This window comes from Micromonospora sp. KC213 (assembly GCF_004348325.1).
Classification (GTDB): domain Bacteria; phylum Actinomycetota; class Actinomycetes; order Mycobacteriales; family Micromonosporaceae; genus Micromonospora.
Map to the genome: position 1 here is coordinate 1 of NZ_SMKF01000192.1, position 10,449 is coordinate 10,449.

10 protein-coding genes and 1 pseudogene are annotated in these 10,449 nt (G+C 75.9%); 3 read left to right on the plus strand and 8 right to left on the minus strand.

All coding sequences use genetic code 11. From position 1 onward, the window contains the following. Positions 1–11: 11 nt before the first annotated feature. Together E1166_RS26415 and E1166_RS32590 are read right to left on the minus strand one after the other, a co-directional pair. Entirely contained in the window at positions 12–1,094 is a 1,083-nt protein-coding gene (locus tag E1166_RS26415; RefSeq protein ID WP_132342649.1) for a polyprenyl synthetase family protein, read from the minus strand. 9 nt (positions 1,095–1,103) lie between these two features. Next, a complete protein-coding gene (locus E1166_RS32590; RefSeq protein ID WP_132342650.1) occupies positions 1,104–2,516 on the minus strand; it encodes a helix-turn-helix domain-containing protein in 1,413 nt (470 codons plus the stop codon). Positions 2,517–2,800: 284 nt separating this feature from the next. Between E1166_RS32590 and metF the strand changes: the two genes are divergently transcribed. Next, a complete protein-coding gene (metF, locus tag E1166_RS26425; protein WP_132342651.1) occupies positions 2,801–3,718 on the plus strand; it encodes a methylenetetrahydrofolate reductase [NAD(P)H] in 918 nt (305 codons plus the stop codon). 43 nt (positions 3,719–3,761) lie between these two features. Further along, on the plus strand, positions 3,762–4,451 hold the full coding sequence (locus E1166_RS26430; RefSeq protein ID WP_132342652.1) for a CDP-alcohol phosphatidyltransferase family protein: 690 nt from the start codon (positions 3,762–3,764) through the stop codon (positions 4,449–4,451). 50 nt (positions 4,452–4,501) lie between these two features. Here E1166_RS26430 and crtI read toward each other — a convergent pair whose 3' ends face one another. The 6 genes from crtI to E1166_RS26460 are packed head-to-tail and all read right to left on the minus strand — an operon-like array spanning position 4,502 to position 9,771. Beyond that, positions 4,502–5,989, minus strand: coding sequence for a phytoene desaturase family protein (gene crtI, locus E1166_RS26435; protein ID WP_132342653.1), 1,488 nt, complete (start codon positions 5,987–5,989; stop codon positions 4,502–4,504). 12 nt (positions 5,990–6,001) lie between these two features. Then, complete coding sequence (locus tag E1166_RS26440; RefSeq protein ID WP_132342654.1) at positions 6,002–7,129, minus strand: glycosyltransferase family A protein; 1,128 nt, start codon at positions 7,127–7,129, stop codon at positions 6,002–6,004. Beyond that, positions 7,126–7,956 carry a carotenoid biosynthesis protein gene (locus E1166_RS26445; protein WP_243710526.1) on the minus strand — a complete coding sequence of 277 codons (831 nt, stop codon included), beginning with the start codon at positions 7,954–7,956 and terminating at the stop codon, positions 7,126–7,128. The genes E1166_RS26440 and E1166_RS26445 overlap by 4 nt, the downstream gene beginning before the upstream one ends. A gap of 11 nt (positions 7,957–7,967) precedes the next feature. Then, positions 7,968–8,543 carry a GNAT family N-acetyltransferase gene (locus E1166_RS26450; protein WP_132342656.1) on the minus strand — a complete coding sequence of 192 codons (576 nt, stop codon included), beginning with the start codon at positions 8,541–8,543 and terminating at the stop codon, positions 7,968–7,970. Beyond that, the gene (locus tag E1166_RS26455) at positions 8,540–9,286 is read right to left on the minus strand and encodes a monooxygenase (protein ID WP_132269913.1); all 747 of its coding nucleotides are present in this window, start codon (positions 9,284–9,286) and stop codon (positions 8,540–8,542) included. Before E1166_RS26455 ends, E1166_RS26450 begins: the two co-directional genes overlap by 4 nt. Continuing rightward, positions 9,283–9,771, minus strand: coding sequence for a YbaK/EbsC family protein (locus tag E1166_RS26460; RefSeq protein WP_132269915.1), 489 nt, complete (start codon positions 9,769–9,771; stop codon positions 9,283–9,285). The genes E1166_RS26455 and E1166_RS26460 overlap by 4 nt, the downstream gene beginning before the upstream one ends. Before the next feature lie 481 nt (positions 9,772–10,252). Between E1166_RS26460 and E1166_RS26465 the strand changes: the two are divergent. Next, positions 10,253–10,449: pseudogene (locus E1166_RS26465) on the plus strand (chromosome segregation protein SMC); the annotation flags it as partial.

Here is a 10,449-nt window from a genome sequence, read left to right on the forward strand (position 1 = left end):
GGGTGGGGTGGTTAGTTGGGGCGGCGGGTGGCGGCGATGGCCAGGTCGACCAGAGCCTGGCGGGCCTCGGTGTCCAGGTCGACGGTGACCAGCGCGGCGAGCGCGGCGTCCGTCAGCGTGACGATCCGCTGCTCGGTGCGGGCCAGCGCTCCGCATCCGGCGATCAACTCCCGCAGCCGGGCGATGCCCGACTCGTCCAGCGCTGCGTCGCCCAGACCGGCCAGCAGCAGTTCCCGGCCCGCGTCGTCGGTGGCCTCCATGGTCGCCGCCACCAGATAGGTGCGCTTGCCCTCACGCAGGTCGTCCCCGGCCGGCTTGCCGGTCTGCGCCGGGTCGCCGAAGACCCCCAGCACGTCGTCGCGGAGCTGAAACGCCTCACCGAGCGGCAACCCGTACGCCGAGTATGCCGCCCGCACGTCCGCCGACGCCCCGGCCAGCGCCGCACCCAGCAGCAGTGGCCGCTCCACGGTGTACTTCGCCGACTTGTACCGGGCCACCTTGCCGGCCCGTTCCACCGAGGTGTCCCCGGTGGCCTGGGTGAGCACATCGAGGTACTGCCCGACGGTCACCTCGGTACGCATCTCGTCGAAGACCGGCCGGGCCCGCGCCACCGTCCGAGGTTCCAGCCCGGCACAGTGCAGCAGTTCGTCGGACCAGACCAGGCAGAGGTCGCCGAGCAGCACCGCCGCGGCGTCGCCGAAGCCGTCCGGGTCGCCGCTCCAGCCCGCGGCCCGGTGCCGGGCGGCGAACCGCCGGTGTACCGCCGGTTCACCGCGCCGGGTGTCCGACCGGTCCATCAGGTCGTCGTGGATCAGGGCGCTGGCCTGTACGAGCTCCAACGCCGCCAGGGCCGTCACGACCTCGTCGGCGTCGACCCCACCGGCCCCCCGGAAGCCCCAGTACGCGAACGCCGGGCGTAGCCGCTTGCCGCCGCCCAGCACGAACGCCTCGATCGCCTCGGCGACCGGCACCAGCGCGTCGTCGACGCGGGTCAGCCGGGCACGCTGGCCGGCCAGGAACTCAGCCAGCGCCTGGTCCACCCGCTGGCGCAGGTCGGCACGGTCGACGGGGGAGACGGGAGCAGCATGGGTCACGCCAGCACGCTAGCCGGTCCCACCCGGTTCCGCCCCGCCCCGGGGGCTGGCGCGCCGCGTACCCGCGCCGGCCGGCGGGAACGGGCGCGGACCGGACAGCAGGAACGGGCGTGCTTCGGCGAGCAGCGACCGCCAGTGGCGTACCCCGGGTTCGGCCCGGTGCGCGGCGAACCGCCGGTCCACCTCGGCCAGCGCGGCGACGGCTCGCGCCGAGCCGGCCCGGACGGCGTCGCACAGCGCCGTCCCGGCCACCTCCGCCGCCTGGTCCACCTCGCCGAGCTGCACCAGACCACGGGCCAGCCAACTGCCGTACACCGCCGCGCCGCGCGGCCCCCGATCGGTCCGCAACGCCACGCCGAGCAGCGACACCGCCGGCCCCGGGCGACCCAGCGCGACCAGTGCCCGCCCGGTCATCGCCGCCAGTTCGCCGCTGTCCAGCCAGTACAGCCACGGCGGTTCGGCGGACGGCTCGACGGTCTCGGCCGCGCGCCGGGCGGCGTCCAGTGCCCGCCGCGCGGCCGGGCCGCGGCCGGTGAGCGCGGCGGCCAGCGCCATCCGGTGCAGCAGCAGCGCCCGCAGCCCGGGGCTGGCGGCGCGGCGGGTCCCGGCGTACCCGGCCCGGGCCAGCAGCAGTCCGCCCTCGGCGTCGCCGGCACCGGCCAGCAGGTGGCTGGCGGAGGCGAGCACCTGACCGGCGAGCGCGCGGTCCCCGGTCGCGGCGGCGGCCCGCAGTCCGAGGCGGTGCGCGTGCACCCCGGACGACAGGTGCCCGGCGTCGCCGTCGAGCCATCCGGCGAGCTGGGCGGTCTCGGCCAGCACCGGCAGCAGCCGTCGTCGTCCGCCCGGACCGGACCGGCGCAGCGCGCGGACCGCGTACCGCAGTCGGTACGCCCCGGCCGGGGCCAGGTCCGCGCCACCGGCCAGGTCGTCGAGCCGTCGTAGTTCGGCGAGCCCGACGGCACCGGGCGGGGTTTCCCGGCCGTCGTCGGGTTCCCGGTCCGTCGCTGACCGGCCCGCCGCCTCCGCCGTCCTCCGGCCCGGTGTCGACTCGACGACGTGCTCGATGGTCGCCGGGTCGAGCAGCAGGGGAGTGCCCGGGTCCGCCGCCCAGCGGTGCGCCAGGGCCAGCAGAGCCGACCGGGACCGGGTGGCGACGGGCCCGGCCGGGCCGGGCCGTCCACTCCGCGCCGGCACGTCGGCCAGCAGTCCGGCCGGTGCGTCGAGTACGGCGGCCAGATGGCGTCGCCAGCGCTCGCCCGGCGTCCGGACGGCCCGCTCCCAGCGGGACACCTCGTGGCGGGTCAGCGTGGGTGTGTCGGCGGCGGCGCAGAGCGCGGCGGCGAGCTGTTGCTGGCTCCAGCCGTGGGCCAGCCGAAGCTGGGCGATCAGCGGCCCGAGCAGGCTCGGGTCGGGCGGGGTCATCGGTCCTCCGGCACGGGTGTCGGCGCGGCCACGCCCGCCCGTGCGCACAACAGGACGGACCGGCGTGCCGCCGGTCGGTGCTGACCCCCGCGCGGTGACCCCGGGTGCCGGCCCTCGGCCGGCCCCGCCCGCGCTGGTCCCTGTTCTACCCCGGGGGTACGACGTTCAGGTGCCGCCCGGCGTCGGCGGGATGGCTGGGGGACCGCACACCAGGGGCGCATGATCGTCGATGTCCAGCTGGGAAGATCATGGGTACGACCGCCGTCACCCGCTAGAGTCGGGGCGTGGCGCTCGGTCTTCCCTCCGTTCTTCCCAATCCGCAGCCGGCGATCGGGGAGCTGATCCGCCGTGACGCGCCCACCTTCTCGTTCGAGTTCTTCCCCCCGAAGACCCCCAAGGGCGAGCAACTGCTCTGGCAGGCCATCCGGGAGTTGGAGTCGCTGCGTCCCTCGTTCGTCTCGATCACCTACGGCGCCGGTGGGTCGACCCGGGACACCACGGTCGCGGTGACCGAGCGGATCGCCACCGAGACCACGCTGCTGCCGATGGCGCACCTGACCGCGGTCAACCACTCCGTCGCCGAGCTGCGCAACGTCATCGGCCGGCTGGCCGGGGCCGGGGTGCGCAACGTGCTCGCCGTGCGGGGCGACCCGCCGGGTGACCCGGGCGGCGAGTGGGTCCGCCACCCCGAGGGCGTGCTCTACGCCGAGGAACTGGTCCGGCTGGTCCGTGACGCCGGCGACTTCAGCGTCGGGGTGGCCGCTTTCCCGTACAAGCACCCCCGCTCGCCGGACATCGCCAGCGACGTCGCACACTTCGTCCGCAAGTGCCGGGCCGGCGCGGACTTCGCGATCACCCAGATGTTCTTCGACGCCGACGACTACCTGCGGCTGCGGGACCGGGTCGCCGCCGCCGGCTGCGACACCCCGATCCTGGCCGGGGTGATGCCGGTCACCCAGATGGCCACCATCGAACGGTCCGTGCAGCTCTCCGGCGCGCCGTTCCCGCCCGCCCTGGCGGAGCGGTTCGCCCGGGTCGCCCACGACCCGGAGGCGGTCCGTCGGCTGGGTGTGGAGCAGGCCAGCGAGATGTGCGCGAGGCTGCTCGACGAGGGCGTGCCGGGCATCCACTTCATCACCCTCAACCGGTCCACCGCGACCCGGGAGGTGTGGCGCAGCCTCCAGGCGGGCGCGCGGGTGTGAACGGTTCACCCCGACACCTCGGCCCCACCACGACGGTTGACCGATGGTGGGCACACAGCTGAAATGGGACGGGTACGCGACCGCCTGGGCGCGGCTGCACGGCGGCTTCGACCCCCGGGTCGCCGCGCCGGTGGTCCGGGCCTGGCTGCGCTTCGCCTACCACGTCGGATACATCCTGGGTCGGCTCCGGGTGACCCCTACCGCGGTCACGGTGGGCGGGGTGCTGCTCTGCTTCTGCGTACCGCTGTTCGCCGTGCGGGGGGTGGACGGGCCGATCGTGGCCGCCCTGTTCGTCCTGCTCGCCGCGGTGGCCGACAGTGTCGACGGGGCGGTGGCGGTGGTCACCGGCCGCACCACCCGCCTCGGCTACGTGTACGACTCGATCGCCGACCGGCTCGGTGAGGTCGCCTGGCTGATCGCGTTCTGGCTGGTCGGAGCGCCCGGGGCGCTGGTGGTGGCCAGCGGTGCCCTGTCCTGGCTGCACGAGTACGTCCGGGCCCGGGCGGTCGCCGCCGGGATGCGGGAGATCGGCGTGGTGACCGTGGGGGAGCGCCCCACCCGGGTCTGTGTGGCGCTGGTCGGACTGCTGCTGGCCGGCCTGACCGGCATGATCGACCCGGATCTGGCCGCCGGCACGGTCACCATGGCCGTCGCGGTCTGGGTGCTGCTGGCCGGTTTCGGCCTGGGGCAGCTGCTGTCGACGGTCCGCCGCGCTCTGGTCACCGCCGGCTGATCCTCACTCGGCGGCGAGGCCCGCCGGGTTCCGCGTGATGGATCACGCCGCTACCAGGCGGGGCCGATCTCCTCGGCGACGATCTGCGCCGACAGGGTGACCATCGGCAGGCCGCCACCCGGATGGGTGGAACCGCCGACCAGCCACAACCCGGCCGCCGGGCCACGGTTGGCCGGCCGGAACAGCCCACCCGCGGTGCCGTGGATGGCCCCACCCGGCGCGCCGGTCGAGTCGGCCAGATCCGCCGGGGTGCGGATCTCGCGGAACAGCAGCCGGTCCCGCACGTCCACGCCCCGCTCGGCGAGCACGTCGAGAACCCGGTCCGCGTACGCCTCGGCGAGCCCCGGCCGCCGCCAGTCCACCGCCCCGCTGGCGGTGCCGTGGCGGGCGGCGTTGACCAGCACGAACCAGGCCTCGTGGCCCTCTGGGCGGACCATCGGGTCGTCGGCGACGGTGACCAGGACCGTCGGGTCGGCCGCCGGACGGGCCCGTACCCCCCGCCCGGGGTGACCGAAGACCGCGTCGAACTCGGCGTCGTGGTCGCGGGGGAAGAAGACGGTGTGCTGGGCCAGCCCCGAGTGGCCGCGTACCCCGAGCAGCAGCACGAAACCGGCGAGGCTGCGGTCGGTCAGCGCGGCCAGCCGGCGCGGGGCGGGCAGTAGGTCCCGGTAGACGGTCAGCGCGTCCACGTTGGCCACCACCACGTCGGCGGGGACCGGTGCGGCGACGCCGGCCAGGCGTACCCCGTGCACCCGCCCGCCCGCGGCGTCGATCCGGGTGACCGTGGCCCCGGTCTGCACCACCACGCCCAGGTCCAGGCAGCGCGACAGCAGCGCGTCGGCGAGGGTGCCCAGCCCGCCGCGCAGGTACCAGCCGCCGTACGTCAGCTCGGCGTAGGCGACGGCGACCAGCGCGGCCGGGGCGCGGCGCGGGTCCGCGCCGGTGTAGGTGGCGTACCGGTCGAGCAGCATCCGCAGCCGCGGGTCGGACAGCTGCCGGCGGCCCAGCCCGCGCAGGGTACGACCGGGCCCGATGGCGGCCAGGTCACCCAGCCGCCAGGCCAGCGCGGCCAGGTCGCGGGGGCTGTCGACGGTGCGGCGCAGCACGTCCCGGTGCGACGCCTCCCAGACCCGGGCGGCCCGGTGCCACAGCCGCTGCCAGTCGGCGGCGGCCCGGTCGCCGAGGGCCGCGCCGATCCGGGCGGTGAACTCGGCCGGGTCGGCGCAGGAGTCCAGGTGGGGCCCGCCGTCGCCGAAGACGTGCCGGACGATCGGGTCCAGCGGCACCAGGTCCAGGTACTCGTCGAGCTTGGCCCCGGTCGCCTCGAACAGGTCGTGCAAGACCTGGGGCAGGGTGAGCAGGCTCGGCCCGGTGTCGAAGTGGAACGATCCGTGCGGGGTGTCGTGGGCGTACCGGCCAAGCTTGCCGCCGACGGTGTCAGCCCGTTCGAAGACGGTGACCTGGTGCCCGGTGACGGCCAGCCGGGCGGCGGCGGCCAGCCCGCCGACCCCGGCGCCGACGACCACGATCCGCGCCATGCCGCGCCCCTCCTAGCTGACCGGACGGCCCCGCCAGGACAGGCGACGCCGCTTCCGCAGATGGTACGACCGTAGGGTCAACCAACCGAGGACCACGACGGACACGGGGTGCGCCAGCGCGTCGGGCCAGGCCCGACCCCCGGTCGCCCGGGCGCTGACCACCCGCCCGGCGACGCCCGCGGCGTACCCGAGGGAAGCGGTTGCGGCGGCCGGGCCGGCTCCGGCGACCAGGGCGGCCACCGCGAGCAGCGCAGGCGCGGTGTAGAGCAGGAGTAGCAGGGACACCACGCCGGCCGCCGCCGACGGGTGCCCGAACGTCGCCCACAGCGACTTGGTGTACCCGTCGCGCAGCTGCGGCCAGGTGTCGTACATCCGGCAGGCGGCCAGCCGGGAGCCGTCGGCCAGCACGATCCGTCCACCGGAGCGCTTCACCGCCCGGGCCAGCTCGATGTCCTCCAGCACCCTGCCGGCGACCGCGGCGTGCCCGCCGGCAGCGGCGTAGCCGGCCCGGTCCACCAGCAGGAACTGGCCGCCGGCCGCGGCCAGCGACGGTCGCGGCGAGCGTTCCATCGCCCGCAGCGGCAGGAAGGTCAGCCACAACCACTGCAGCAGCGGCTGCACCAGCCGGTCGGCCGCCGTCCGCACCACGATCCGGGGGTACGCCGACAGCAGCGTCGCCCCGGTGGCCCGCAGCGCGGTCACCGCCGCCGCCACCGCGTACGGGGTGAGCACCACGTCGGCGTCGACGAAGACCAGCACCGTGGCGGCCGGGTCGGCGCGGGTGGCGAGCTGGTGGCAGGCGTGTGGCTTGCCCAGCCAGCCCGGTGGCGGGGCGACCCCGTCGAGCACGCTGACCCGGGGGTCGTCGCCGACGACGGCACGGACGACGTCGGCGGTGCCGTCGCCCGAGCCGTCGTCGAGCGCCACGATCCGCAGCCCGGGTACGCCCCGCTGGGCGAGCAGCGACCGCAGGCAGGGTGCCACCCGCGCGGCCTCGTCCCGCAGTGGCAGCAGCACCGCCACCGGCTCGTCGACCTCGACCGGCCCGGCGGTGGGCCGGCGCAGCCACCGGGCGGCGTTGACGACCGTGTGCAGGGTGAGCACGCCGACCGCCGCGGCCAGCACGAGCAGCACGGTCATGCCGGGGCGTCGACGTCGCGGCGCGGTGGCCGGGGCGCGGGCCGGTCGTCGCCGTGCCGGGACGTACGCAGCAGGGTCATCGCCAGCGGCACGGCGACGACCGCCATGCCGGCCGCGCCCCACAGCGCCGAGGCGGGCAGGGCGAGGAAGACCGCGTGCGCCAGCACGCTGGACAGGTACGTCCACAGGTAGAGCGCGAACATCGGGTCGTCCCGGCTGTCGGTGCCGGCGACGGCCGGCCCGGCGAGCGGGCGCAGCGCGCCCATCAGCAGCACCGCGAAGAGCAGCCAGCCGAGGTAGTTGCTGACCGGGACACCGGGCAGCCCGGGCAGCGCCACGGTGACGTCCCGCCACATCCAGTAGCCCTCGGCGACCATCTGCGGGTCGAGAAAGAGGTCCCAGGCGGCCAGCCCGACGGCGGCCAGTGTGATCCGCCCGGCGTGCCGGGGCCACGTCGGCCGTTCACCGGCGGGGCGGATGAGCCGGACGGCGGCGAGCCAGGCCGGCCAGGCCATCCAGGTCCAGGCCAGCGGGATGACCAGCGGCACCCCGGCCAGTTTCGGGCCCAGCTCGCCGGAGTAGTCGTAGCCGCCGAACGGGAACCCGGTGGCCACCCCCAGCGCCTCGACGGCGAACCCGCCGCCGGTGCCCGCCGCGACCAGCGCCGCAGCCGTTCGCGGGCCGCGACTGAGCAGCGCGTGACCCACCGTGAGCAGGTAACCGAGGAGCACCGTGGCGACGGTCAGCCGGGCCCGGGTGACGCCGGTGGTGAGCGGATAGCAGATCTGGGCGAGGATCAGGGCGCTCAGCAGCGCCCAGGGGACCACCCGCCGTGGGTTCACGGCGCGGTCGGGTCCGGTGCGGCGGTGTCGGGGTTGACCAGGGGCAGGTCCCGGCCGAGTACGCCGAACGGGCGCTCGTCGCCGGGGAAGTGGAAGTGCCGCAGCACGTCGACGAAGCCGAACCGGCGGTACAGCCGCCAGGCCCGCGACGTCCGCTCGTCGGCCTCGGGGGTGGACAGCAGGGTGGTCGCCCCCTCGGCCAGGGTGAGCAGGGCGGTGAGCTGCCGGCTGCCCAGGCCGTGCCCCTGCGCCGGCGGCCGGACGTGCAGCTCGACCACCTCGAAGCAGTCGGTCAGCCAGCGCCGCTGGGCCGGCGGGTCCAACGCCCGGTGCACCTGGTCGTGCCACCACTGCCCGGCCTCGCCCCGGTAGCCGTACCCGAAACCGGCCAGGTGACCCTCGGTGGTGAGGCTGGCGACGGCGCGGAAGCCGGGTCGGCGGACGTGGGTGGCGATGTAGCCGCGGCGGGCCTCCAGCAGGTCGGTGCGGTAGTTCATCGCCTCCCCGTAGACGGCCACCACGTCGTCGAGCCGCCGGACCAGATCGTCCGGCGTCCACCGCACCAACCTCATGCGCTTCCTCTCACCGTCTCCGCGCCGCTGTCGGCGGCCCAGCCCAGCACCGCCCGGTCACCGACCACGTCGCGCACCTCGAACCGCGCGAAGAGTTCCTCGGCGTACCACCCCTCGGTGGCGGTGCGGGTGATCACGGCGCGGTGCTCCGGGTGACGGTACGCGAACGCCACGAGGTCCGTCGGGTCGCGCCACACGCTGACCGTGCCCTGCCAGCCCAGCGGGGCCTCCCCGACACCGAACCGGGCGAGCAGCCCGGGGGTGGCGTGCAGGGCGGCGGCCACCGGCGGGACAGCCTTCCAGAAGGTCACCACCCGCCGGGGGCGCAGCCGGGCCCGGGTCAGCGCCAGCACCGGCCCGGCCACCCGACCGCCCGACGGGTCGCCGAACGGCCGCCGCCCCGACCACTGGCCCCGACTGGCCACCGGGCGCAGGTCGAGCCGGGCCCGGGCCCGGGCGATGCGGGCCCAGGCTCGGCCGACCGGGGAGGTGTCGAAACCGTCGGCGGCGGTGGGGGAGTCCCACACGGTCAGCGCCGCCCACCGGGTCGGGTCGGCGTCACCCGGCCCGAAGCCGGTGCCGGTTCCGGTGCCGAGCAGCTTGCCGAACCGTACGCCGGGGGTGGCCCGCAACCGGCGCGGATCCCGCGCCATCCGGGCCAGTGCCCGGGGCAGCGCGGCTCGGGAGACCCGCCACACGTGCAGGGTGACCAGTTCGGGTACCGCCTCGGCGGCGGAGTTCACGCCACCTCGGCCGGGGTGCCGGCGGTGATCCGCAGCAGGTCGGCGTACGTGACGGGGAAGACCGCCTGGGGCACCCCGCCGGCCGCCCAGACCTCGTCGTACGCCTTCAGGGCGGTGTCCACCAGGGTGCGCAGCGGGTGTGGGTGGCCCAGCGGAGCGACCCCGCCGATCACCTGCCCGGTGTGCTGCCGGACGAACTCCGGGGTGGCTCGGCGCAGCCGGCTGACCCCGATGGAGGCGGCCAGGCCCGCGGTGTCGACCCGGTGCGCGCCGGAGGTGAGCACCAGCAGCGGCGCGCCGTCCGCCTCGAAGATCAGCGAGTTGGCGATGGCACCGACCTCGACGCCGAGCGCCTGGGCGGCTGCGGCGGCGGTGTGTGCGGCCTCGGGCAGCAGGCGGACCGTGCTCGGCGCGCCGGCACCGTCCCGCGCGCCCGCGCCGTCGAGGGCCTCCTGCACCGCCCGTACGTTGGGGTGTGACTGCATGCCGCCATTCTTCCGGGTACGCCCCGCAGCGGGTGGACCGGCCCGGCCGTTCGGCGTGGTGCCACCGCCGGAGGCGTCGTGACCTTGGTGGTCGTGGTGGCACGCCGTGCCTGACACGTTGCGTTTTCGTCGGCGGGAGGGTGTACTGTCAGCAGTGGTTAGAACGGGTGTTCGATTGGGTGCTGGTGCACCCCACCTGGACATGGGTGCCGCACATCCGTTCCAACGGCTCGGGAGCGGTGTTTCGCGGCGCCGCTTCCGGGAGGTGCGGTTTCGCGGACCGCACCGGGCACCGGGCAGTCGCGAGCCCGGTCCCGTCAGGCAGGATCGTCGTCCGCCGCCCACGACCCCCGGGCGGCGGACGACGAACCCGCCGGTTGCGCCGGCCGGGTGCGGTGTGGGGAAGCGTCCACACCCGGCCGGCCCCATCTGGTGCGTCTTCCTCCGCACCGCCCGTTTCGGCCACGCGGAGGAGACAGTCATGCCGACCCAACCGGCCCAGGCACCGACGGTGCCCGCGCACGTGCTGCCGCACCGCACCCCGGCCCAGCTTCTCGCGGTGGCCCGGCGTGGGCTCGCCGAGGCCGCCCAGACCCGCCCCGACGGGCTGCGTTACGCCGCTGCCCACCTCGCGGCGCTGCGCGCGGCGGCGGCGCTGCTCGCCGCCCGCGCCCGCCC